This window comes from Acidisphaera sp. S103 (assembly GCF_009765975.1).
Lineage (GTDB): Bacteria > Pseudomonadota > Alphaproteobacteria > Acetobacterales > Acetobacteraceae > Rhodopila.
Window position 1 is genome coordinate 193,544 of record NZ_LMUJ01000064.1, and the last position, 26,376, is coordinate 219,919.

Below are 26,376 nucleotides of genomic sequence, written 5' to 3' on the forward strand. Positions count from 1 at the left end.
TTGCTCGACACGCTGATACGCTATTCCCATGGTTTCGTGGCGGTGCCCGTAATCCGAGCGTTCGTGCGTCGTGGCGTCTTCGAGCAATGTTCTCACGATAGCGTTACTTGCACTTCACTGGCCAAGGTTTTGGGCGCGAACACCGGTCATCTGGCCGCGGCGATCGATCTGCTCGCTTCGCTTGGGTGGCTCGAGATCGCCCCAGATGGTCGGTTGATCCTGCTGCCGGGGGCGCGGCCGGATGCGGTTCCGGACGATCTGCTGGGTGCCTATGCCTGTGACTGGTCGTCACCAGGCTCGGCGGCATCCGACCTGCTGGATCGTTTCGTACCGTTGATCGCGCGGCAGTGGGACGTTGGCGGGGAGTTGGCGGACCATTTGTCAGGTGCGATCGCGGTACCTTTAATAAATGGATCGGCCTGCGCGGCCTTGCGCGCGGGTACGGCAACCGGAACATTGCGAGACTGCTTCGTTGCGCTCCGATGGGCCGATCGGGCCGGCCGCCCGACGGCGTTGGGGACGTTCGTTGCCGAACGCGGTCAGGTGACGGGCACGGCCGCATCCTACGCGGCATTGTTGCGCGCGTTGCCGGAAATGCTGTTCGGCGACCCGGCGCGCGTGATGCGGCGAGATGATGCGGGGCAGGAACGGCATGTCGACCGCACCGCCAACGTCGTGTCCAGCGGCTTCCAACATGGCCGCTATTTCGCCGATCTGGAAACGGTGCTGACGGACCTGCTGGATGCCGTCGATCTCGATGCACAGCCGACCGCTCTGGTCGACATGGGCTGCGGTGACGGCACGTTGCTGCGGCGGGCATGGAATGTGGTGAAGCGGTGCCGGCGCGGGCAGCATCTCGATACGCATCCGTTGCTGCTGGTGGGCGTGGATTTCAACGCGGAATCGCTGGAGGCGACCAGCCTGACGCTGGACGGATTGCCGCATCTGCTGATGCAGGGCGACATCGCCGACCCGGCGCGACTGGTTGCCGACCTGACGGCACGGAACGTCGACCCGACGCGGGTCCTGCACCTACGATCGTTTCTGGACCATGACCGGCCGGCCAAGGCGCCGCTGGGCGATTGGACGGCGCGCGCGGCGGACGGCGATGCCTGCACGGTGGTGGCGCCGAATGGGTCGCTGGTGCCCCCAGGTTGCGCCATGCAAAGCCTGATGGAGCATTTTGCACGTTGGCGCGAGGTGCTCGGGCCGCACGGGCTGTTGCTGCTGGAGGTACATCGTCTACCGCCGGCGGTCGCGGCGCGAGCGCGCGACGATACGGAAAGCCCGCATTTCGACGCGTATCACGCGTTTTCCGGCCAGCAGTTGGTGCAGTCCGATAGTTTCGTGCTGGCAGCGGCGGAGGCCGGGCTGTTCGGTTCGAGCGCGGCATTCCGAAAATATCCGCGGGTACATCCGTTTGCCCGGATTCAGTTGCAGCATTTGCGGCCGCGGCCGTGGCGGGTACGGCCGGGGCGGCTGGCCGACCTGCCGGCGTTGCTGGCGCTGGAGGAAGCGTGTTGGCCGGTCGAGGCCCTGCGTCACGATGCGGCGACGTTGCGGATTCGGTTGGGCCGGCCGCGCGGCATTCTGGTGGCGGAACAAGCCGGGGCAGTGGTCGGGGCGCTGCATGTGCAACGCGTGGCCTCGCTGGACGTGCTGCGTGGGGCTCGGTGGGAATCGTTGCATGATCTGCACCGAGCGGATGGGCCGGTACTGCAACTACTGGGGCTTATGGTGCGGCCGGAGGCGCAGGATCGGGGGCTGGGGGACGCGCTGGCCGATTTCGCGCTGCAATGGGCGGCACTGACGCCAGGGGTTGAGGCGGTGGCGGGGTTGACCCGGTGCCGGGATTGGGACGGTCGCGGGGACTATGCAGCCTGGATGGCGGCGCGGGATGCGGATGGGCTGCCGGCCGATCCAACGCTGCGGTTTCATGTGGGACGAGGTGCCTCGGTCGTGGGGGTCGTACTGGGATTTCGGCCGGCCGATACCGCGAACGCCGGGCATGGGGTGCTGATTGCTTACGACATTGGCGGCGGGCATGGGGCGGCCTCGGCGGGGCCGGACGTGTCGGAGGTGCTGGGAAAAGTCTCGGATTGCGTGCGAGCGGTGATGCGGGGTGGGGCGGATCGTTTCGACCCCGCTCGGGCTTTGCGCGATCTGGGGCTGGATTCGGCCGATCTGCTGGAACTGCGGACGCTGCTCAATCGGCGGCTGGGGCTGCGGCTGGAGGCATCGTTTTTCTTCGACCATCCGACGGTGACGCAGATCGCGGCGAAGCTGGCACAGGGGGTGCCGACGGTTGCGGCTTCGACGCCCGTGCAGGTGCCTGCCTTGCTGCCGCCGGTCACGGTGCCGATCCCGCCGACGCGGGGAGAGGACATCGCGGTCATCGGCCTGGCCTGCAGGTTTCCCGGGGCTTCGGACGCCGATGCTTATTGGCGGTTGCTGGAGACCGGGGTTGACGCGACCGGGCCAGTGCCGGCGGAGCGCTGGGCGGATACCGGCGCTCGGGGTGGCTTCCTGGATGGCGTTGCCGACTTTGATCCGGCTGCATTCTCGATCTCGGCGCGGGAGGCGCGCGGTATGGACCCGCAGCAGCGGCTGCTGCTGGAGGTCTCGCTGGCGGCGTTGGAGCATGCGGGCGTTGATGTTGAGGCGCTGCGGGGCAGTCCAACCGGGGTGTTCCTGGGATTGTTCGCGCAGGATTGGGAGCGGCGACTGCTGAGCGCCGGCGTGCGTCCGGACGGTCATTTCGCGACTGGGACGAGCAACGCGATCGCCGCGGGGCGGCTGGCCTATGCATTTGGCTTTGGTGGTCCTGCGCTGGCGGTGAATACCGCGTGCTCCTCGTCGTTGGTGGCGGTGCATCTGGCGATCCAGAGCCTTCGGCGCGGCGAGAGCCAGATGGCTCTGGCGGGTGGTGTCAGCCTGATGTTGATGCCGGACCTGACGCGGGCGTTCGCGGATGCCGGGATGCTGGCGGGGGATGGGCGGTGCCGGCCGTTCGATAGCGCGGCCGACGGCTATGCTCGTTCGGAGGGCGTCGGGATCGTGGTGCTGAAGCGGCTCGGCCAAGCGCGAGCCGACGAGGATCGCGTGCTGGCGGTGCTGCGCGGTGGTGCGATCAACCAGGATGGCGCCAGCAATGGGCTGACGGCGCCCAGCGGGGCGGCGCAGCGGGCGGTGATCGCGGCGGCGTTGGATGACGCGGGGCTTGCGGCGGCCGACGTCGATGTTGTCGAGGCGCACGGCACCGGAACGCCGCTGGGCGATCCGATCGAGGCGGCGGCGTTGGCGGAGGCTTACGGCACCGGGCGCCGGGCGCCGCTGCTGGTGACGGCCGGTAAAGGGAATATCGGGCACACGGAGGCGGCGGCGGGGATCGCCGGGCTGGTCAAGTGCATACTGTCGTTGCGGGCCGGACGAGTACCAGGGATCGCGCATCTGCGTGCACCGAATGCGGCAGTGGCGCCGCTGCCGCTGCGCCTGGCGGACGGGACGCAAGTATGGCCAGGAAGCGCGGGACGGCCTCGGCGGATGGCGGTCAGCGCGTTCGGGTTCAGCGGAACGAACGCGCATCTGGTGGTCCAGGAAGCGCCCGCGGTGACCCCGGTTGGCACGGATCGGACGACGGTGGTGATGCCGCTGGCGGCGCGCGATGTGGCCGGGTTGCGGCGGCTGGCGGCCGCTTGGGCGGCAGGGCTCGATGATGGTGCCGAGCCGCGGGATTTGTGCGTGGTGGCATCGCGGCGACGGATGCTGCCGGTGCGCGGAGCGGTGGTCGGGCGCGATGTCGCGACGTTGCGGGCTGGGCTGGCGGCGTTAGCGGAGAATCAGTCGCTGGCCGCCGGCGTCGGTCAGCCTCGGGTGGGATTTCTGTTCACTGGGCAAGGCAGCCAGTATCGCGGCATGGGACTGGCGTTGGCGGCGCGCGAGCCGGCATTCCGAGCGGCGCTGGATCGGGCGGATGCGGTGTTGCGGCCGTTGTTGGGACGGTCGGTGGACGCGCTGCTGACGGCGGACGACCTGGACGACACCGGCAATGCGCAGCCGGCGATCTGTGCGGTGCAGTTGGCGCTGCTGTCGTTGCTGGAGGCCTGGGGGGTGCGGCCGGCGGTGGTGCTGGGGCACTCGGTAGGGGAAATCGCGGCGGCGCATGCGGCGGGCGTGCTGTCGTTCGAAGATGCGCTTCGGCTGGCGGCGTTGCGCGGGCGGGTGATGCAGGCGCTGCCGGCCGGTGGCGCGATGCTGGCGTTGCGGGCGGACGCGGCGACGACGGACGGGCTGCTGAGCGGGTTGACGCGGGAAGCAGGGCTGGCGGCGCTGAATGGACCTCGGGCGACGGTGGTCTCGGGGACGGCGGCGGCGGTGGCGACGATCGCCGCGCGAGCGGCGGCGGCGGAGATCACGGCGATGCCGCTGCGGGTCAGCCACGCGTTCCACTCGCCGTTGATGGAACCGGCGATGGCGCCGTTCGCGGCGGTGCTGGAGGAGGTGGCGTTGCAGCCGGCGAGGCTGCCGGTTTGCTCGACGTTGACGGGCGACATGGACGCGGATTTGTCGGACCCGGACTATTGGGTGCGGCAACTGCGCGCGCCGGTGCGCTTTGCCGAGGCGATGGTCGGGATGCGGGCGGACGTGTTGCTCGAACTCGGACCGCAGCCGGTGCTGTGCGGGTTGGCTCGGGCAGGCGGGATGGCGGCGTGCGAGCCGACGTTGGTGCCGGACGGCGATTCGCTGGCCGAGGCGCTGGCGGCACTGCATCGGCATGGGGCCGTGCTGGACTGGCGGGCGATTTATCGCGGGCCGTATCCGGATGCGGCGTTGCCGGCCACGCCGTTGGCTCGGCAGCGGTTCTGGGTGGATTTGCCGGGGACGGTCGAGGTCCCTGCCCCGGTCGCGACCGGTGGCGTGCTGGGCCAGCGGGTGCGGCTGCCGGGCGCGGACGAGGCGCGATGGCAGGCTCGCCTGACAGTCGGCATGGCGCCGTTCTTCCACGATCATCGGCTGCATGGGCGCGTGGTGGTGCCGGCGGCCAGCCATATTGCGATCCTGTTGACGGCGCTGCGGCAGCTTGGCCGGCCGGCGGCGCTGGCGGATTTGATTTTTCCCTCGCCGCTGATCCTGCCGGACTCCGGCGCGCGACTGGCGCAGGTCGTGGTAGGGCCAAGTTCGGTGCGGCTGCTGACGGTGGCGGAAGAGGCCGATCCGGACGCGATCTGGGCCACGCACTTGGAAGGACGCCTCGAAGTCGTTGCTGGTTCGGTTCCGCCGGCCGAGCCGGTGGGTGCGGTGCGGATCGGCGGCGATGCGTTCTATGCGGGGTTCACGGCGGCCGGCTACACGTTCGGGCCAGCGATGCGCGGGCTGCTGGCGGCGGAGGTGGCGGGAGACGTCGCCGTGGGTCGCCTGGCCGACGCGGTGCCAGGTGAGTTGGCGATCGATCCGGCGATGCTTGATGCGGCATTCCAGGTGCAGGGGGTGTGGTTCGATACGCCGGCGCTGGCTCGGGATGACGCGCTGTTCGTGCCGCATGGGGTTCAGCACATCGTGCTGCATGACCCGCCTGTAGGTCGTTGCCGGGCGATCGTCCGGCGGCGTGCGGCGGATGAGCCGGATGCCATCACGCGGATTGCCGATTTGTGGCTGGTGGACGCGAGCGGGCGGGCCGTGCTGGAGGCGCGCGGTTTCCGCTTCCGCCGGATCAGTCGCGCGGCGCTGCTCGAAGGGGGGGCGGGACAGGCGAACGCCCGGCTGCTGCATCGGCTGGACTGGCAGGCGGTGGCGGCGCCGACGGCAGTGGCGCCCTCGGTTTTGGTGGCGCCGCTGTCGGTGCCGGAAAGCGGTTCGGATCGTCTGGATGAGGCGGCCGCCGGATGGGCCGCCGCTGCTTTTGCCGCAGCCGGAAAGCCGTTGATACCGGGCGATGCGCTGGATCTAAACGCGGCGATGGGGCGTCTGTCGGCGCGTGGGCCGCTGGTTGCCGATTTCTTGGCGGCACTGCGGGATGTGGGAGCGCTCGACCAGGCAGGACGGGTCCTGCGGGTGCCGGCTTTGCCTGGCCCTGCTGATGATCCGGCGGCGGCGCTGTTGGCTCGGACGGGTCCGTATCTGCTCGCGGTGGCGCAAGGGCGGGCCGATCCTCTGGCGTTGCTGTTCCCCGATGGGGACTCGGCGCTGGCGGCGCGGGTTTATGCCGAAGCGCCGGATTTTGCCGCGATGAATCGGCTGGCGGCCAAGGCGGTGGCGACGTTGGCTCGGCCGGGGCTGCGGGTGATTGAGTTTGGCGCCGGGACGGGAGCGACGACGGCGGCTCTGCTGCCGGCGTTGCCGGGGTGTGAGTATGTGTTCACCGATGTGTCGGCGCGATTTACCGCCTCGGCGGCGTCGCGGTTTGCTGGTTTACGGACGGCGGTGGTCGATTTGGATCGCGACGTCGGGCCGGTGGACGGGCAGCGTTTCGACCTGGCGGTGGCGGCGAACGTGCTGCATGCGCTGCGGGATTTGCCGGGGGCGCTGCGGCGGATCGCCGGGATGCTTCGGCCGGACGGGATGCTGTTGCTGCTGGAAGGGTCCGCCCCGCGTGGCTGGGTGAACCTGACGTTCGGGCTTCTGGATGGATGGCGCCGGCATCTTGAGGGACCGGCGCCCCGGGAAGAGACGCTGCTGGATGCGGCAGCATGGGATCGCGTGTTGCGGGAGGCCGGGTTCGAGCCGGCGGTGCTGCCGTCTCCCGATATTGGCTTGTTTCCGCAAACGCTGGTGTTGGCGCGGCGGCAGGTGGCGCCTCGATGGCTGGTAGCGGGTGATGGTCGGTTGGCCCACGCGATGGCCGGGCTTGGGGCGGATCGGTTCAGCGAGGACGTGGTTGCAGATGGGGTGCTGGTTTGCGCCTCGGACGACCCTGCCGATGCGCTGGCTGTGCTGCAACGGATCGTGGCGCTGCCTCGGCCGCCGGGACCGGTGTGGCTGGTGACGCAGGGGGCCGTGGCGGCGGTGCCGGGGGATCGGGTCGCGACGCCGGAGCAGGCGGCGGTGTGGGGAATGGGCCGGGTGGTTCGGCTGGAGCAGCCGGGGCTCGATTTGCGGCTGGTCGATGTCGAGGACGCGGCGCAACTGGCCGGGTATTTGCGCGATCCCGGGGCGGCGGTCGAGGTGGCTCTGCGGGGATCGAAGCGGTTTGCCGCACGGGTGGTGCAGGATGGGTCTCCGCTGGGGGCTGCGGCATGGCATCCCGGTGTCGATGGTCCCTGGCTGATCACGGGTGGGTTTGGCGGGCTGGGGCTGCGGCTGGCGAAGGGGCTGATCGAGCGCGGGGCCAGGCATCTGGTGTTGGTTGGGCGTCATCCGGTGGCGCTCGATGCACTTCGCCGTGACGGGGTTCGGATTGACGCCATGCGAGTCGATGTCGCCGATCCGGCGGCTCTGACGGCGCTGATCCGTGAGGTGCGGCCTTGCGGGGTGTTTCATCTGGCGGGGGTGTTGGAGGACGCGACGCTGCATCGGCTGGATGCGGCGGCGTTGCGGCGGTCGCTGGCGCCGAAGGCTGTGGCGGCGATGCAGTTGGACGGGCTGTTGGACGGCGATCAGGTGCTGGTGCTGTTCGGGTCGGCGGCGGCATTACTGGGCAATCCCGGGCAGGCCGCGCATGCGGCGGCGAATGCGGTGCTGGCGGCGGTCGCGGCCGGTCGGCGGGCACGTGGGCAACCAGGGCTTTGCGTGGACTGGGGAGCCTGGGCAGAGGTCGGGACGGTCGCGGTGCGCAATCCGTTTCGCGGGCTGCGGCCGATGCCGCCGCAGGCGTGCCTCGATGCGCTTTGGCACCTGATGGGGGCCGGCGTAGCGCATGGTGCGGTGATGGATGTGGCGTGGGACGAGTTGGCGGGGGCGCGGGTCGATGCCGTTGCTTTTGACCCGTCGCCGGAGAACCGCCGGGAGGCGATGACGGCGCATGTTGTCGGGCATCTGGCGGCGGTGCTGGCTGTTCCGCCTGGGCAGATGGTGGATCCTCGGCAAGGGTTCTTCGCGATGGGCCTCGACAGCCTGACCAGCGTCGAGTTGCGCAACCGGTTGCAGGTGAGCCTCGGGCGGCCCTTGCCAGCGACCATTACGTTCGATCATCCGAATGTGGAGGCGCTGGTTGCGTGGTTGTTGGGCGACGGCGAGCCCGATCCTGTCGAGGCAATGGACGACGAGGAAGCGCTGGCGCTGATCGAGCGCGAAGCCGAGCGGCTCGGGCTTTCGGAGGCAGCGGAATGAACGATCGGGCGCTGCAACGGGCCGCGCTGACGATCAGCGCGCTGCGGACGCGGTTGGATGCGGCTGAAGCCGATCGGCGTCCCCCCATCGGTGTGTTGGGGATAGGCCTGCGGTTGCCTGGTGGGATCAGCGATCCGGACGGTTTCTGGTCGGCGTTGTCGTCGGGTTCGGACCTGACGTCGGAACTGCCGGCGGACCGCTGGGGGATGGATGCGGCGGCGTTAGCCGAGTTGCACGATCCCTCGGGCAGCCAGGCGGGGACAATGCGGTCGCTGCGGGGCGGCTGGCTGGGGCCGGTGGATGGGTTCGATGCGGCGTTCTGGGGGATCAGCCCACGGGAGGCCGTAGGTCTGGATCCGCAGCAGCGGCTGCTGCTGGAGTGCGCCTGGGAGGCGTTGGAGGACGCGGCGATCGACCCGCTGCGGCTGCGTGGCCGGCGGGTCGGCGTCTATGTCGGCATTTGCGGGTCCGATTACGGGCAATTGGCGGCGGCAGGTGGGCTGCGCGGGATCGACGCCTATCATGCCTCCGGAACGCAACATTCGGTGGCCTCGGGGCGGATTGCCTATGCGCTGGGGCTGACCGGGCCGGCGGTGTCGGTGGATACCGCCTGCTCGTCCTCGCTGGTGGCATTGCATCTGGCGCTGCGGGCGTTGCGTGCCGGGGAGTGCGAACTGGCGGTGGTCGGCGGGGTGAACCTGATTTTGACGCCGACCTACTCCGTGGGGTTCTCGCGGGCGGGGATGCTGTCGCCGGATGGGCGGTGCAAGACGTTTTCCGCAATGGCGGACGGATATGGGCGGGCTGAGGGCTGCGCCGTGGTGGTGCTGGGACGGCTGGCGGAGGCCAGTCCAGGGCAGGTCTGGGCGGTGCTGCAAGGCAGTGCGCTGGGGCAGGATGGAGCCTCGGGCGGGTTGACGGTGCCGAACGGGCCGGCGCAGGCGGCGGTGATCAGGGCGGCACTGGCGGATGCGGGGGCGGTTGCGGCCTCGGTCGGGTATATCGAGGCGCATGGCACCGGGACCCCGCTGGGCGATCCGATCGAGGCGGGGGCGCTGGCGGCAGTGTTCGGTTCGGGGCGCGAGGCGCCGCTGCCGGTAGGGTCGGCGAAGGCCAACCTGGGACACACCGAGGGAGCCGCCGGACTGGTCGGGTTGGTGAAGGCGGCGCTGGTGCGGCATCACGGGAAGGTGCCGCCACATCCGTTCGCCGGACAGCCGACGCCGCATGTGGATTGGGGATCCAACGGGCTGGCGCTGCCGGGGGAGATAGTGCCGCTGGCAGCGGACGCGCTGGTGGGGGTGAGTTCATTCGGGTTTTCCGGGACCAATGCGCACGCGGTGCTGGGGGCAGCGCCGGCAGGATTGGCGCGGGGAGATGCCCCTGCCCTTGCGGTTGTGACCCGGGATGTCGATCGGCGTGACGCTGCCGCATCGGCGGGGCGTCCGGGAATGTTCGTGCTGTCGGCACGAAGTGCGGCGTCGCTGGCGGGGCTGACGATGGCAAGTGCGGAACGGCTGGCAGAACTGGCCTCGATGGGCGGAGCCGAGGCAGGCCGGATTTCGACGAATTCGGCTGACGACTGGGCTGCGGCATGTTGGACGGCGGCGACCGGGCGGGCGGCGTTACCGTGGCGGCGGGCGGTAGTGGCGAACAGCGCGGCGCAGGCCGCGGCAGTGCTGCGGGAAGCCTCTTCGCCGGGCGGGGGCGCGGACTCTTCTTCGGCCTGGCGTGTGGAGAATGGCGGGGCGTTCTCCAGCCCAGCGCCGTTGGTGTGGCTGTTCACTGGCCAAGGGGCGTTGCGGCCGGGAACCGCAGGCGGGTTGCTGAACACCGAACCAGCCTTCGCTGAGGCGTGGCAAAACGCTTGTGCCGCGTTCGCGCCGTATCTGCCGACCGAGGCACCCGGGTTGCACGACGTGCTGCACGGATCGGAGGCGGCCGCGTGGCTACGGCGGCCCAGCCTGGCGCAACCGGCGCATATCGCGCTCGCGGTGGCCCTGGCCGCATTGTGGCGCGCGCGGGGGCTAGTGCCGGCGGTGGTGCTGGGGCACTCGCTGGGGGAATACGCGGCGGCTTATGTCGCCGGGGTGCTCGAACTTGACGGACTGGCGCGTCTGGTCGCCGGGCGCGGGCGGTTGTGCGAGGCGCTGGCGGCGGGCGGGATGGCGGCTACGACCGCCTCCGAGGCCGAGGTCGCCGCCGCGCTGACAAAACTGCCGGCGGCACTGGTCAACGCGGTCGGGCTGGCGGCGCTACATGGATCGGCGGGCAGCACGGTCTCGGGCAGCCCGGCGGCACTCGCGGCGTTGTGCGAGGCGTTGGCGGTGATGGGCCATGCCAGCGACCGGCTGGCGGGAGGGCAAGCGTATCACTCACCGCTGACCGAGCCGGTGGTCGCACCGCTGGCTGCTCTGGCAGCCGGAATCCAGCATAAGGCGCTGCGGGTCCCGTTGGTGTCGACGCTGACTGGCGGGGTGTTGGTCGATGTTGACTGGCCAACACACTGGGCACGGCATCTACGCCAGCCGGTACGGTTTGCCGAGGCGCTGGACAGCGCCGTGCAAGCGGCGGGGCAGACCGGTCAGGCCGCGCCTGTGGCGCTGGAGATCGGACCGCATCCGACGCTGGCGGGGTTGGCACGGCGGCTGCGGCCGGGATTGCCGACGGTGGCGGGGTTGCTGCCGGATGTCCCCGATCCAGTCGCCGTGCAGCGGGCGACGGCAATGCTTTGGACGCGGGGGGCGGAGCCGGTTTGGACCCGGGCGTTGCCGGAGCCGCATCGGCTGACCTCATTGCCGCGGTATGCGTGGGAGAGAACACGTTACTGGAAAGAGCCGACGCCGGACGCGACGGCACGTCCGCAGGCGCATCCACTGCTCGGCGACCGCCAGCCCGGGCCGGGGACGATTTGGCGGTTCCTGGCACGGCTCGAGCCGGCGCGGCAGCCGATCTTGGCCGGTCATTGCATCGATGGGCAGCCGGTGTTGCCGGCGGCGGCGATGCTGGCAATGGCACAGGCAGCGGCAATGTTGCGCTGGCCGTCGGTTACCGTCGCCATCGCGGACGCCGCCTTTGAGCGGCCGTTGTGGCTGCCCGGTCCGATGGCGGTGCAATTCCAGATGACCCTCGAGGATGAGGGCGCGGCGTGGGAAATCCACGCTGCCCCGGCGGCTGAGGCCGAGGCGCCGGATGCGCGATGGACGCGCCACGCGACCGGGCGGCTGCGTCCGGGGGCCTCGTTGTTACTTGCAGATGACAATCGGCCGGTGGACGCGGTTATCGATGCGGCGCCGTTCCATGCCGCGTTGGCGGAATCCGGGCTGCAATTGGCAGAGCCCTATCGCGGGCTGCGGCGCTATGCCCACCAGGACGGCAGCATCACGGCAGAAATTGAGGTCGAGGCGGCAGGGCCGCTGGCACCAATGCTGCGGCTGGACGCCGCTTTGCAGGCGGCGGCTTTGCTGGCACCGGATGCGAGGCTGCTTGTGCCGGCGACGGTCGGCCAGGTGGCGCTGGGGCCGCTACCGGCGGCTTTCCGGGTGCAGGCACGGAGCAGGGCCTCGGACGGCGCCGACATTCTGGCCGACCTCAGCGTTTGGACGCCGAACGGCGAGGCGCTCGGCCGTGTCGATGGACTGCGGCTGCGGGCGCGGGGGTCCTCCGATCCGCTGGCGGACATTGCCTGGACGGTGACGTGGCGGGAATGGATGGCACCTCCCCTGCCCTGTGCTGTTGCAGCCGATCAAGCATCGGCACTCGCGGACCGGCTGGCTGCGTTGGGCGGGCATGCAGCGGTTTTGGACGGGTTGGAGCGGCGGGCAGCCGGACATGCCGCAGCGGCGCTGGCGGCGCTGGGTGTGCCAATGGGTGCGGGTTCGTTGATTCCGGGCGCGGCCGTGCTTGGCGTGGTGCCGCGCCATCAGGCGTTGTTCGACCGGCTTTTGGGCATGCTGGAGGCTGACGGCGCGATACGCTTTGGCGACGGCGGGTTCCGAGTGGTGTCCTGGCCGGAGGGCCTGGCGGGATCGGGGGGCGACGGACCGGAAGCGGCGTTGCTGGAGGTGTGCGGTCGCGCGCTGCCGGATGTGTTGCGTGGGGTGGCGGATCCGCTTGTGCTGCTGTTCGGCAACGGCGGGGCGGCGCGGGTGCATCGGGACTCGATGTGGGCTACGCCGTTGTCGGCGCAGTTGGCGGAGGCGGCAGCGGCGCTGCTGGGTGGGAATGCGGGGCCTCGGGTATTGGAAATTGGCGGGGGGACCGGGGGGACGACAGGGGCGCTGCTGCCGCTGTTGCCGGCCTCGGCGCGGTATGTGTTCACCGACGTTTCAAGCGCGCTGCTGAGTGACGCGGCCGTTCGGTTTGGCCGGCCGGGGTTTTCGACGTCGGCGCTGGATATCGAACGCGATCCGGCAGCACAGGGCTTGGGCGCCGAGGGTTTTGACCTGGTGGTGGCGGCGAACGTGCTGCATGCGACGCGGGATTTGCGGACGACGTTGCGGCATGTGCGGGGGTTGCTGGCGCCGGGCGGGACGCTGGCGTTGTTGGAGTGCACCGAGCCACCGCGCTGGGGGGAATTGACGTTCGGGTTGACCGAGGGATGGTGGCGCTTCACCGATCCGGAACTGCGCGCGAAGCCGCCGATGCTGCCGCCGGCCGATTGGTCTTGGTTGCTGGAGGAGGCGGGATTCGACTCGATCGGCGTGCTGGACGCGGGGGATACGCCGTGGCGGCAGGCGATCATCCTGGCGCGGGTTCGGCCGGTGGCGGGACATTGGCTGATTTTGGGAGATGACGCCGGGCCGGGGCAGGCGTTGGCGGAACGGTTGCGGGCTGGTGGCGCAACGGCGGATGTGGTGCCGGTTCGGGCCGATGCGGGGGTTTTGCGGGCGGCACTGGCCGCGTCTCCGGTGGCAGGCGTCGTGCATTTGGGGGCGCTGACGGTCTCGGGGGATGTGGATCCGCTGGATGCGCAGGCGTTTGTCTGCGCACCGGCGTTGCGGCTGGTGCAGGTGCTGGTGGAGGCCGGGGTTTCGGCGTCGCTGTGGCTGGTGACCCGAGGCGCGGTCGATACCGGGGCTGATGGACCGCCCTGCCCCGTTCAGGCGGCGCTGTGGGGCCTCGGTCGGGTGTTACGGCTGGAGCATCCGGAACTGGCGCCTCGGTTGCTGGATGTCGACGGCGATGGGTCGGTGGTTGACGCGCTGGCGGAGCTGATTGGCGCGCCGGGTGAAGAGGCCCAGGTGGCCTGGCGCGGCGGACGGCGGTTTGTGGCGCGGCTGGTGCGGGATGTTGCGCCTCGGCCGTTGCCGGTTGGACGGTTGGATGATGCGGCGCCCGGGCCTGGGCAGGTGGATGTGGCGGTGTCAGCCGCCGGGGTGAATTTCCGTGATCTGCTGATCCATTTGGGGGCCTATCCAGACCCGGCGGCATCGCCTGGGATCGAGGCGATGGGGACGGTTGTTGCGACTGGGCCTCGGGTTTCCGGGTTGGGGATTGGGGACACGGTGCTGGCGATCGCATCGGGGGCATTCGGACCCAAGGTGCGGGCGTCGGCGGCGTTGACGATGCCGGTCAGCGGGGTTGCCGATGCCGGTCTGGCGGGTCTGCCGGTGGCCTATCTGACGGCGGCTTGGACGTTGCGGCATCTTGCGGGTTTGCGTTCTGGCCAGCGTGTTTTGGTGCATGCGGCGGCGGGCGGGACCGGGTTGGCGGCGGTCCATGTGGTTCGGGAGGCGGGGGCGGAGGTCGTGGCGGCGGCCTCGCGGCGCAAGCATGCGTTCCTGCGCGGGCTGGGGGTGACACGGATCGTTGATTCACGCGATCCGATAGCACTGGCAGCGGTGGGGCCGGTCGATGTGGTGCTGTCCTCGTTGGGCCGGGCAGCGGGGCTGGCTTCGTTGGGGTGTTTGACCCAGGGCGGCTGTTTTCTGGAACTCGGGCGGGTGGATGCGGTGGACGCGGCCGAGGTGGGCCGGCGGCGGCCGGATGTGCGCTTCCACGCGGTGGACCTGGCGGGCGAGATCGACCGGGCTCCGGAACGGCTGGGGTCAGTATTTTCCGAAGTGATGGCGGATGTGTTGGAGGGGCGGTTGCCTCGGCTGCCGGTGACGCGGGTGGATCGCTCGACGCGGGCGCTGCGGCGACTGCAAGGGGCACGGTATCCGGGCAAGCTGGTGGTGACGGCCGGCGTGACAGAGGGTTCGGTGCTGGTGACCGGCGCGTTTGGCGGGCTTGGACTGTTGATGGGTCGGCACTTGGTGGCGCGTGGGGTGCGGCATTTGGTGCTGGCCGGGCGGCGAGCAGCGAGCGAGGCTCAGGCGGCGGAGGTGGAGGGACTGCGGACCGCCGCTGCCTCGGTGCGCGTAGTGCGGCTGGATGTCACCGATCAGGCGGCGCTGGAGCGGCTGCTGGATGAAATCGATGCCGGCCCGGTGCCGTTGCGCGGGGTGGTGCATGCGGCGGGTGTCGTCGATGATTCGCTGCTTTCCAGTAGCGATTGGGCGGTGTTCGAGCGGGTGCTGGCACCCAAGGTGGCGGGTGCCTGGGCGCTGCACCAACTGACTCGGGGCCGGGCGCTTGACCTGTTTGTCCTGTGCAGCAGTGCGGCGGGGACGCTGGGCAATGCCGGACAGGCGGCGCATGCGGCGGCGAATGCCTCGCTGGATGCGTTGGCACAGCACCGGCAATCGCTGGGGTTGCCGGCGGTCAGTATCGCCTGGGGGCCTTGGGCCGGGACCGGAACGGCGGTGACGGACGCGGTGGAGCGGCATCTGGCGGCACGCGGGCTGATGGCGTTGAGCCCAGCAGAGGGGGTTGCCGCGTTTGGTGCCGCTCTGGGCGCGGGGCTGCCGCATGTCGTCGTGGGGCGCATGGACTGGGAGCGGCTGCTGGCCGGCCGGCGCGCGGATCCGTTCTTCGCCGAGGTCGCAGAGCCGGTTCGGACTGAAGGTGAGGCGCGGCCAGCGGTGCTGGCGTCGAAGGCGCCGCCATCTGGTCGCGCGGCGATCGAGGCACAGGTGCGGCTGGCTCTGGCGACCGTGCTGGGATTGCCGGGACCGGGGGCAGCGGACCCTCGGCGGGCGTTTTTCGATCAGGGCATGGATAGTCTGACCAGCCTGGAGTTTCGCAACCGGTTGCAGAACGGTCTGGGGCGGAAGCTGGCGTCCAGCATCGCCCTGGATCATCCGACGGTGGAGCGGCTGGTGGCGCATTTGGCCGGCGACGACGCGGAGCCTGACCTCGAAGCGATGGATGAGGCGGCGCTGGGGGCGTTGCTGGATATGCGGCTGGATGGGGCGCTGGCCCGATGAGCGGTTCGACCAGCGTTCAGGCGGATCGGATGCGGCGCGCACTGGCGCGGATCGAGCAACTCGAGGCGGAGGTCGCGTCGTTGCGGCGGGGTGAACGCCCGCCCATCGGCGTGCTGGGGATAGGTCTGCGGTTGCCGGGTGGGATTTGTGACGCGGCGGGTTTCTGGGCAGCGTTGTCATCCGGTTCGGACCTGACGTCGGAGCTGCCTGGGGAACGGTGGGGGGTGGATGCGGCGACACTGGCCGATCTGCATGATCCGTCGGGGGTTCGGGTGGGGACGGTGCGGTCGCTGCGGGGCGGCTGGCTGGGGCCGGTGGACGGGTTCGATGCGGCGTTCTGGGGGATCAGCCCTCGGGAGGCGGTAGGCCTCGACCCGCAGCAGCGGCTGCTGCTGGAGTGCGCCTGGGAGGCGTTGGAGGACGCGGCGATCGATCCGCTGCGGCTGCGCGGCCGACGAGTGGGCGTCTATGTCGGCATTTGCGGGTCCGATTACGGGCAATTGGCGGCGGCAGGTGGGCTGCGCGGGATCGATGCCTATCATGCCTCCGGCACGCAGCATTCGGTGGCCTCGGGTCGTATTGCCTATGCGTTGGGACTGACCGGCCCCGCGGTGTCGGTGGATACCGCCTGCTCCTCCTCGCTGGTGGCGCTGCATCTGGCGTTGCGGGCGTTGCGTGCCGGGGAGTGCGAACTGGCGCTGGTGGGCGGAGTCAACTTGATCCTGACGCCGGCCAACTCGGTGGGACTGTCACGGGCGGGGATGCTGGCCCCGGATGGACGGTGCAAGGCGTTCTCGGCGCTGGGGGACGGATATGGGCGGGCCGAGGGCTGCGCCGTGGTGGTGCTGGGACGGCTGGCGGAGGCCAGTCCCGGGCAGGTCTGGGCGGTGCTGCAAGGCAGTGCGCTGGGGCAGGATGGAGCCTCGGGCGGGCTGACGGTGCCGAACGGGCCGGCGCAGGCGGCGGTGATCAGGGCGGCGCTGGCGGATGCCGGGGCGGTTGCGGCCTCGGTCGGGTATATCGAGGCGCACGGCACAGGGACCCCGCTGGGCGATCCGATCGAGGCGGGGGCACTGACTGCGGTGTTCGGGGGTCGCGAGGCGCCGCTGCTGGTGGGATCGGCGAAGACCAATCTGGGGCACACCGAGAGCGCGGCCGGGCTGGTCGGCTTGGTCAAGGCGGCGCTGGTGCGGCATCACGGGGTCGTGCCGCCACATCCGTTCGCCGGACAGCCGACGCCGCACGTGGATTGGGGGTCTAGCGGGCTGGCGCTGCCGGGGGAGATGGTGCCGCTGGCAGCGGACGCGCTGGTGGGGGTGAGTTCGTTTGGGCTCTCCGGGACCAATGCGCACGCGGTGTTGGGGGCAGCGCCGGCAGGATTGGCGCGAGGAGGTGTCGTCGCCCTGGCGGATATGCCGCACGGCCGTCATGGCCAGACTGATGCCGCCGTTGATCGGACGGGCGTGTTCGTGCTGTCGGCACGAAGTGCGGCGTCGCTGGCGGGGCTGGCGACGGCAAGTGCGGAACGGCTGGCAGAATTGGCCTCGATCGGTGGAGCCGAGGCAGGCCGGATTTCGACGAATTCGGCTGACGACTGGGCTGCGGCATGTTGGACGGCGGCGACCGGTCGAGCGGCGCTGCCGTGGCGGCGGGCGGTGGTGGCAGCCAGTGCGGCTGACGCGGCGGCGATGCTGCGTGGGGGGTCTTCCCCGACCGGACGCGATGGCTCTTCCTCGGCATGGGGTATCGAGTGTGGAGCCGCGGTCTCCGCCCCGGCGCCAGTGCTGTGGCTGTTCACCGGCCAGGGGGCATTGCGTCCGGGGGCTGGCGGGGGGTTGCTGGGGGACCCGGCGTTCGCCGAGGCGTGGCATGGCGTCTGCGCGGCGTTCGCGCGGTATCTGCCACACGGGACGCCCGGGTTGCATGACGTGCTGCACGGGGCGGAGGCGGCCGCGTGGCTACGGCGGCCCAGCCTGGCGCAACCGGCGCATATCGCGCTCGCGGTGGCCCTGACGGCACTGTGGCGGGCGCGCGGGGTGGTGCCGGCAGCGGTGCTGGGGCACTCGCTGGGGGAATACGCGGCGGCCTATGTCGCCGGTGTGCTCGATCTGGACGGGTTGGCACGTCTGGTCGCCGGGCGGGGGCAGTTGTGCGACGCGCTGGCGCCGGGAGGGATGGCGGCGACGACCGCCTCCGAAGCCGAAGTCACCGCCGTGCTCATGGGATTGCCGGCGGGGCTGGAGGCCGAGGTGGGGTTGGCTGCGCTGCATGGGGCGGCGGGCAGCACGGTCTCGGGCAATCCCGAGGGATTGGCGGCGTTGTGCGAGGCGCTGGCAGCGGCGGGGCATACCACCGAGCGGTTGGCCGGGGGGCAAGGGTATCACTCGCCGCTGACGCAGCCGGCCATGGTACCACTGGCGGCCCTGGCGGCAGGCATTCGGCACGCGACACCGCGCATCCCATTGGCATCCACCCTGACCGGGGAAATACTGGGCGAGGTCGACTGGCCGTCGCACTGGGCACGGCATCTGCGCCAGCCGGTGCGGTTCGCCGCGGCTTTGGACAATGCTGTGCGAGCGGTGGAACAGACCGCCCAGGACGAGCCTGTAGCGATGGAGATCGGGCCGCATCCGACGCTGACGGGTTTGGCGCGACGGTTGCGGCCGAGATTGCCGACGGTGGCGGGGTTGTCGCCGGACGTCCCCGATCCGGTCGCGGTGCAACGGGCGACGGCGGCACTTTGGGTGCGGGGAGTGGAGCCGGCCTGGGCACGGGTGCTACCGGAACCGCATCGGATCGTGTCGCTGCCGAATTATACCTGGGATCGGGTTCGTTACTGGGTTGATCAGCCAGTGTCGTGGCTGTCGGGCGACAACCGAGCGGCTGATGTCGGGGCATTTTATGATGATCTGACGACGGCTTATGCGGCGCTGACAGCGCGCGGGCTGGCTGATCCGGCGATGGACCTGCATCTGACCTATGCGCCGTTCGCGGCGGTCGTGCCGGGGTTTTCCTGGTTGGAAACCATTCGCGATCCGGATCAGAATCCGGACCATCTGGAGCTGATGCTGGCGGCGCAGCGGCGGATGCGGACGTTGGCGTTCCGGGATGTCGATCTGACGCGTGTGCAACGGGTTTTCGACCTCGGGTGCGGGTATGGGGGCGATCTGGTTGCCCTGGCCCGGCGTTTTCCCGGATTGCGGGGTGTGGGTCATACGGCCTCGGCCAAACAGGCGGAGGTCGCACACCGGCTGGCCTCGGCGCGCGGGGTGGATGACCGGGTTGCGGTCTATCACCGGGACTCGACGCGCGAGACGCCGGACGGGTCGTTCGATCTGATCGTTGGTTTTGAAGCCGTGCATCACATGGCCGATCCGGGGGCGCTGTTCCGTCGCCTGGAGACGGTGATCGCACCGGGGGGACACCTGGTCCTGGCCGATCTGATGGCGGCGGGAACGGCCATTGCCGATGGCAAGACTCTGTCGGAATTGCCGGCGGCCGAAGACTGGGCGGGGTGGCTGGCCAGTGCCGGGCTGCGGCTGGAGACAGCCACCTGCCTGAGCGAGGCGGTCGCCGATTTCCTGCATGATGATGATTTCGACGCGAACGTGGATCGGATTGGCGCCGATCTGCCGCCGGACCGTCGTTTGGCCGTGCAGGAAGCGTTTCGCGGCTTCGTGCGGCTGGGACGCCTGCTGCGGGAGGGTGGTGCCCGCTACCTGCTGTTCTCCGCTCGACGCACGAACGAGGCTGCCGCCACACTGCGCCAGGCGGCTTTGGACGTTCTTGCCAAACCGGTGCCTTACGACAGTCTGGCACCGGAACGGTGGCTGTATGAGCCGGTTTGGGAACCGGCGCAGCCGATCCGGCTGCCTCGGCCGGATGCGATTGCGGGTGTGCCCGCGGCAGACCCGGAAATGCCGGATCTTGCCGCGGCGCGTGACGCCCTGAACCGGTTGGCTCGGGCGTTCGCGGCGGAAGCGGCGGGCGAAGTGACGGCTCCGAACCGAATGCGGGCGGCTGGGCATTTGCGGGCGTTGGGGCAGGCCGCGGCGGTTCCCGCGGATGTGCTGGGGGAACGGCTCGCGGCTGCCCATCCCGAGGCCGCGACCGAGTTCGCTCTGCTACGGCGCTGCGGGGCGGCGCTGCCGGCCATTCTGCGGGGTGAGATAGATCCGCTGGCGCCGCTATTCGCCGACGATAGCGCGGGGCGGCTGTATGCCGAAGCGCCGACAGCGCGGCGGATGAATGGGTTGCTCGCGGGGTTGCTGCGCGATGCGACGGCGGGTCAGTCGAACCGGTTGCGCGTGCTGGAGGTTGGGGCCGGCACCGGTGGCACGACAGCTTCGATGCTGGCCGCGTTGCCGCCGGGGACCGAGTACGTGTTCACCGATGTCTCGCCGGCCTTACTGGCCAGGGCGGCCGCTCGGTTCCCCCAGGTTCGCACCGAGGTGCTGGATGTGGAGCGGGATCCCACGACGCAAGGATTCGGCGGTGCCAAGTTCGACATCATCGTGGCGGCGAATGTGCTGCACGCCTGCCGCGACATACCGGCGGCGCTGTCGCATCTGTTCGGACTGTTGGCGCCGGGCGGCTGGCTGGCGTTGTTGGAAGGCATCAAGCCGGCGGCCTGGGTGGATGCGACGTTCGGCCTGACCGATGGCTGGTGGCGCTTCGACGATGCGCTGCGGGTGGATCATCCGCTGCTGCCGGTACAGGCCTGGCGCGCGGCTGTGGACGCGGCCGGGCTGAGGGACACGGCGGTGCTGCGGTCGCCGGAGGCTTTGTTGCTGGATCAGGCGGTGATCGTGGCTCAGCGGCCGTTGCTATCCGAACGGGTGGCGGTGCTCGGCGATGGCGACGTGGTTCGGGCGGTTCGCGATCGCATCGGCGGACGGGATTTGGCCGATGGCGACGTCGTGCTGGATCTGCGGGCGCTCGGGCGGCCGGATACGGCAGACGGGATGCAGGCTGCCGCGGCAGACGCGCTGGCGTTGCTGCAAGGGGCGACGGATCGACGGGTTTGGCTGGCGACCTGTGGCTGGCGGGATGGGACGCGTCTCGCGGGGTCACCGCTTTGGGGTCTCGGGTTGGTTGCCGGTCTGGAGCAAGACGGCGGGGCTTGCCGGCTGATCGACCTCGATCCGGCCGATCCCGACCCTGCCGCCACCTTGGTCGCGGCACTGGCAGCGGAGGATGACGAGGACCGGACGGCCTGGCACGGTGGAATCCGGTATGTTCAGCGCTTACGCCGCCGTCCTTGGCCCCAGCCGGCCGAACGGCTGGCACTGAAGGACGGGGCGTGGCTGATCACGGGCGGCCGTGGCGGGCTGGGGCTGGCGGTTGCCTCGTGGCTGGCGGATCGGGGTGCGCGCGATCTGGTGTTAGCCGGACGCTCGGCACCAGGGCCTGAGGCTCTGGCGCTGGTGGAGCGGTTGCGGGAACGCGGGGTGTCGGTGGCGTTGCCCCGAACGGATGTCTCGGTAGCCGCCGAGGTGGCTGGTCTGGTCGAGGGTATCACGCAACGCACCCGTCTGGCGGGCGTGGTACATGCCGCCGGGGTGGTGGCGGATGCGGCACTGCGGCACATGGATGCGGCGATGCTGGCCAAGGTGATGGCACCGAAGGCGGCGGGGGCGTTGCACCTGCACCGGGCCACGGTCGGGCTGCCGCCGCATCATTTCGTGCTGTTTGCCTCGGTTGCCGGGGTGATGGGGAATGCCGGGCAGGCGAATCACGCGGCGGCGAACGCGGTGCTGGATACGGTGGCGTGGCATCGCCGCGGCCTGGGCCTGCATGCCCTGTCAATCGATTGGGGGATATGGCGGGAGACGGGGATTGCCGCCGCTCGCGGGGGTGTCTCGATGACGGGCGTCTCCGGCCTGGGGACGGACGACGCGCTGAGCGTGCTGGAGCGGCTGCTGGCCGAGGATGCCACGCAGGCGGTGGTGCTGCCGGTGGACTGGGCAGCGTTCGGGGAGACCCGGGGTCCGATGCCGTTGCTGCGGCATTTGGTGACGGCGCGGGCGGCGGGGTTTGTGCTGCCGGAGACCGCTGATCTGGGCGAAACCGTTGCGCTGTTGGCGGCGCAGGTGCTGGGCATGGCCGCACTGCCGGATACCCACGCGCCACTGGCCGGTTTCGGCTTCGACAGCCTGATGGCGATTGCCCTGCGCAACCGGTTGCGCGACCGGTTGGGTGTCGATCTGCCGCTGGTTCACCTGGTTGGCGAGGCGAGTGCTGCCTCTCTGGCCACGGAAGTAGCCACGTTGCTGGAGCCGGCAGGCATCTCCTCCGAGGTGGCCGCGATGTCGGATGCCGAGGTGGAGGCCGCGTTGCGCGTCCTGTCGGAGGCAGCGGAATGAGCGCTGCCACGGAAGACAGACGCGCCCTGCTGAGCCGGCTGCTGCGGGAAAAGGCGGTGGGCGGTATACCGCTTGCACCGCGGACCGGGCCGTTGCCGCTGTCGTTCGCGCAGCGGCGGATCTGGTTCCTCGATCATCTGGGGCATACCGGCAGCGGCTATGTGATCCCGCTGGTGGCGACCCTGGAGGGACCGCTCGATCCCACGGCGCTGCGGGCGGCACTCGAAGCGGTGGTGCGCCGGCATGCGGTGCTGCGGACCCGGTTCGTCGAACGGGGCGGGGAGCCACTGCAGGAAGAGGGGCCGGCTTATGCCGTGCCGCTGGATTGCAATGACGCCGATCCGGAGGCAGCGATGGCAGCAGCCACGGCATTCACCGCGACCGCGATCCCGCTGGCCGAGGGGCGGATGTTGCGGGCCAGACTGTGGCGTACGGGAACCGAGCGGCATGTGCTGGCCATTGCCGTGCATCATATCGCGTTCGATGGCTGGTCGGTCGACGTGCTCGGGCGTGATCTGGCGGCGTTGTACCCGGCTTGCCTCGCCGGCTTGGAATCGCCGCTGCCGCCGCTGCCCGTGCAGTATGCGGATTTCGCCGTGTGGCAGCGCAGTCCAGCCCGGTTGGCAGCGCAGCAGGCACGGCTGGCGGAACGGGCGGCTCGGATCGCGGCGCTGCCGGCGTTCAAGCTGCGAGGCGATCGGGTGCCGCCGGCCGGGCGGCCTCGTCAGGGACGCATCCAGCGGTTTGCGTTGACTCCCGAATTGTCCGTTCGACTGTTGGCGCTTGGCCAGGCGCAGGGGGTGACGCCGTTCACGCTGCTGCTGACCGGTTTCCTGTTGTTACTGGCACGTCATGAGCAGGCGGCGCATCCGCTGGTCGGATGTCCCATTGCCGGACGAGACGGCGCGGCGACCGAGGATCTGCTGGGGTTCTTCGTCAACTCCCTGGTGATCGACGCGGATTTTTCGGGAAAACCGAGCTTCGTGGAGTCGCTGACGCGGGTGCGGCGTTCGGTGACCGAGGCGATGGCAGCGCAGGACATTCCGTTCGAGCAGGTGGTGGAACGCGCTCAGCCGGATCGGTTGCTGGCTCGTAACCCGGTGTTCGAGGTGATGTTCGCCTGGCAGGCGCCGTTCCGGCTGCCGGATTTGTCGCCCTCGTTGCGGGTGGGCGCACTGACGACGACGGAAACGACGGCCCGGTTCGACCTGGAATGCCATGCCTGGCGTGACGGCGACCAAATCCTGGGCGGGCTGATCTACGATGCGGACCGGTTCGACGCGGACCGGATGGCGCTGCTGGCGGACCATTTCACGGCGCTGCTGGAGTCGGCGGTGGCGGCACCATCGGCGCCGGCGATGCGGCTTGGGTTGGGGGATGGCTCTTACACTGCGCCACTTCCCGCCGCGTCGTGGCCGAGCATGCCCTCAGTCCCGCCCTCCGTGTCATGGCCGGGCTTGCCCCGGCCACCCAAGACTTTACCGGGATCACCACCCCAAGACGTGGATGGCTGGGCCAAGCCCGGCCATGACACGGGGAGGGATACCTCAGGCCGCACTGTGATGCCGACGGCCCCTACCCTTCCCGATCTCTTCGCCCTTGCCCTGCGGCGTGATCCCGGCGCCGTGGCGGTGGTGGATGGCGGGACCACGCTGTCGTTCGTGGCCCTGGATCGTCGGGCCAACGCGCTGGCGCTGAGGCTGCGCGGGCTGGGGGTGACGGCGGAAACGCCTGTCGCGATGTGCCTGGCGCGTTCGGCGGCGAGTGTCATTGCCACGCTGGCGGTCGCGAAAGCCGGCGGTGCGCTGTTGCCACTGGACCCCGCTTGGCCCGCGGCGCGGCGGCAGGCGGCGATGGCCGCGGCGAGTGCCCACCTGATATTGGATGACGCGGCGCTCGCGGACCAGACGGAGGCTTCGGTTGGTCCTGTCGCCGACGGATTGGGGCCCGAACGGCTGGCTTATTTGGCGTTCACCAGCGGGTCCACCGGCGTGCCCAAATGCATCGCGGTGCAGCAGTCGGCGGTTGCCCATCTGGTACTGGACACCGACTACGTGCGGATCGAACCGGGCGATCGGGTGGCGCACCTGGCGAGCCCGGCATTCGATGCCGCGACGTTCGAGATCTGGGGGCCACTGCTGAATGGTGGAACGATCCTGGTGATCGGGCGTTCGGCGGTGCTGGAGCCTGGGGCGCTGGCAACGGCACTGCGGGATGGGGATGTGTCGGTTGCGTTTGTAACGACCGCGCTGCTGCATCGCGTGGCGGAGGACGCGCCGGACGGCTTCGCTGGGCTGCGCACCCTGCTGTTCGGCGGCGAGGCCTGCGACCCCGCCCTGGTGCGCCGCATCCTGATCGCCGGTCCGCCCGGCCGGCTGCTGCATGTCTACGGCCCGACCGAGACCACCACATTCGCGTCCTGGCACAACGTGACGGCGGTCGCGGAGAACGCGGTGACCATCCCGATCGGCGGACCGATCCGCGGTGCCGAACTGCACATCGTCGAAACCGGAGACCTGGAGACACCAGCACCGTTCGGCATTCCCGGCGCGTTGCTGATAGCCGGAACAGGCATGGCCCGGGGGTATATCGGCGCGCCGGGACTGACGGCGGACCGGTTCCGGCCGGATCCCTGGGGGCCGCCTGGGGCGCGTCTGTATCGCACCGGCGACGTCGCGTGCCGCCGCCTGGACGGTTCGGTGGAGTTCCTCGGACGGGTGGACCGGCAGGTCAAAATTCGCGGGTTCCGTATCGAACCGGCCGAGGTCGAAACCGCGTTGCGCCGCCATCCCGGCGTGGCGGACGCCGCCGTGGCGGTCGAGGACGGTCTCGCCGGCCGGCGGCTGGTCGCCTATGCCGTGCCGCGCGCCGCGACGGACGCGGATGGGCGGGTCGCCGACTGGGCTGCGGTGTTTGACGAACGTATCTACGGAAAAACCGGCACCTCGGCCGATCCGCTGTTCGACACCGCCGGCTGGCGGAACACCGCGACGGGCGAGCCGATCGCGGAACCGGTGATGCGCGCCTGGGCCACAGAAATCGTCGATCATACGCTGGCCGGCAGCCCAAGGCGGGTGCTGGAGATCGGTCACGGCACCGGCATGCTGCTGTTCTCGATCGCGCCGCGGGTCGAGGCCTATATCGGTTGCGAGATCAGCAAGACGGCACAAGCGAGCGTTCAGACGCAGCTCGATCGGCTCGGTTGGACCAATGTGCGGCTGGAGCAGCGGGCCGCCGACGACCTGGAAGGCATGCCGGACGATTTCGACTGCGTGCTGCTGAGTTCCGTCGTCCAGTATTTCCCGGATGCGGCGTATTTGGTGCGTGTGCTGCGTGGGGCGCTGGCGCGGGTTCGGCCCGGTGGACGCGTGGTGCTGGCCGATCTGCGTAACTTGCGCCGGCGGGACCTGTTTCACATCGATTTCGCCCTGGCCCGATCCACGCCGGCCGACGCGGTGCTTGCCGAGGCAGAGGCAGGGATACGCGCCGACGCGGAATTGCACCTCGATCCGGCGTTTTTCGCCGCCCTGGCTGGACAGATGCCAGAGATATCCGAGGTCGCTGTGTCCGCCCAGTTGTTTGAGGCAGATAACGAACTGACGCGGTATCGATACACCGTGGTCCTCACCCGCAGCGGGGGTCCCGCCGCGGCCGATCGGTCGCCTGACGTGTGGCATCGGGGCGAAGGCCTGGATGCGGGGGCGATTGCCGCGATGTTGCGGAACGGGACGCCGGTCGGGTTCCGCGGGCTGGCGGATGCGTGGCTGGCCGGCTTGGCACGAACGGTGGCGGGGCTGCGTGGGGCGGCTCGCCCTGGCGCGGCGGGGGTTGGCTTTACACCGGCGTCTTTGCGGCGGCTGGCCCCGCCGGGCTGGCAAGTGGCGGTCGCGCATGGCGAGGGTACGACCCTCGACGCGCTGTTCCGGTTCGGTGTGGAGGCGGCACTGATCCCGATGCAGCCGATCGCCGCCGATCCGCTGACGTTGGCCTCCATTCCCGCCGCCCCGCTGGCCACCTGGGACGCGGCGGAACTGCGGGTGCATCTGGCGGCGCTGCTGCCGGATTGGATGCTGCCGGCCGCCATTCATCGCGTCCCCGGGCTGCCGCTGACCAGCGCCGGGAAACTGGATATGCGGGCGCTCGCCGCCTCGGTGACAGCATCCGCACCCGTCGGAATGCGATCGCTGACACCGACCGAGGACGTGGTGGCGGAATTCTACCGAGATCTGCTGGGCGCGCCCCGGGTCGGCGCGGACGACGATTTCTTCGCCCTCGGCGGGCATTCGCTGCTGGCCAGCCGGCTGGTGTCGCGGTTGCGGGATCGTTTCGACATGCGTCTGGCGCTCGATGCGGTGTTTCGGACACCGACGGTCGCCGGGCTGGCGGGTGAGATCGATGCGCTGCGGGCAGGGCGTGAGGAGGGTGAGATTTGA

4 protein-coding genes are annotated in these 26,376 nt (G+C 70.1%); all 4 read left to right on the top strand.

Annotated features, from left to right (window positions below; all coding sequences use genetic code 11):
* The 4 genes from GSQ89_RS23130 to GSQ89_RS23145 are packed head-to-tail and all read left to right on the top strand — an operon-like array spanning window position 1 to window position 26,376.
* Window positions 1–8,265: a type I polyketide synthase gene (locus GSQ89_RS23130; protein ID WP_158929663.1), complete on the top strand. Its 8,265-nt coding sequence runs from the start codon at window positions 1–3 to the stop codon at window positions 8,263–8,265.
* A complete protein-coding gene (locus GSQ89_RS23135) occupies window positions 8,262–15,578 on the top strand; it encodes a type I polyketide synthase (RefSeq protein ID WP_158929665.1) in 7,317 nt (2,438 codons plus the stop codon). Before GSQ89_RS23130 ends, GSQ89_RS23135 begins: the two co-directional genes overlap by 4 nt.
* The gene (locus GSQ89_RS23140) at window positions 15,575–21,943 is read left to right on the top strand and encodes a type I polyketide synthase (protein ID WP_158929667.1); all 6,369 of its coding nucleotides are present in this window, start codon (window positions 15,575–15,577) and stop codon (window positions 21,941–21,943) included. The genes GSQ89_RS23135 and GSQ89_RS23140 overlap by 4 nt, the downstream gene beginning before the upstream one ends.
* Window positions 21,940–26,376 (top strand): non-ribosomal peptide synthetase, encoded by a 4,437-nt coding sequence (locus GSQ89_RS23145; RefSeq protein ID WP_158929669.1) that lies wholly within the window; start codon window positions 21,940–21,942, stop codon window positions 26,374–26,376. The genes GSQ89_RS23140 and GSQ89_RS23145 overlap by 4 nt, the downstream gene beginning before the upstream one ends.

What these genes read in the sequence shown, in the direction of transcription:
- GSQ89_RS23135 (WP_158929665.1), top strand. Translation starts at nt 8,262, where the DNA reads ATGAACGATCGGGCGCTGCAACGGGCCGCGCTGACGATCAGCGCGCTG.
- GSQ89_RS23140 (WP_158929667.1), top strand. Translation starts at nt 15,575, where the DNA reads ATGAGCGGTTCGACCAGCGTTCAGGCGGATCGGATGCGGCGCGCACTG.
- GSQ89_RS23145 (WP_158929669.1), top strand. Translation starts at nt 21,940, where the DNA reads ATGAGCGCTGCCACGGAAGACAGACGCGCCCTGCTGAGCCGGCTGCTG.